The sequence below is a fragment of the Pauljensenia sp. UMB6358 genome, from assembly GCF_030216865.1.
GTDB classification, from domain to species: Bacteria; Actinomycetota; Actinomycetes; order Actinomycetales; family Actinomycetaceae; genus Pauljensenia; species Pauljensenia turicensis_A.
In genome coordinates this window covers 1-375 of the sequence record NZ_JASOMS010000056.1, presented here as the reverse complement: position 1 = coordinate 375, position 375 = coordinate 1, and the positions used below count along the sequence as shown (strand labels likewise).

The following is a 375-nucleotide window of genomic DNA, read 5'->3' as shown; positions in this document are numbered from 1 at the left end:
GCCCAAAAGACCAAGGCGACATCGCCGCCCTAAGAACCCAAAACGGGTGTCGCGTTGTCGTCGAATGCAAAAACACCACCCGCCCACACCTCGGCCCCTGGACCCAAGAAGCAGAAGCCGAACGCCAAAACGACGGGGCGCTCGCGGCCGTCATAGCCCACAAACGCCACGGCAACGCTAACCCAGCAGACCAATACATAACCATGACCCTAAAAGACTTCACCGCCCTCCTAACCGAGAAAAGACCAAAATGAGCACCAAACACCTACAAGCAGCCCGCGCCACCCTCTTTATTGCCCACTTCGCCGGGTTCGGCCTAACCGCCTGGATCACAGCCACAACCAGCCCCCACCCAGACCTAGCAGGCCTCGCCCT

1 protein-coding gene is annotated in these 375 nt (G+C 59.7%); it reads left to right on the top strand.

The features are described 5' to 3' along the window. Positions 1–254, top strand: a 254-nt coding sequence (locus QP381_RS08610) for a hypothetical protein (protein ID WP_285068531.1), incomplete at its 5' end; no start/stop codon positions are given. Positions 255–375: the final 121 nt, after the last annotated feature.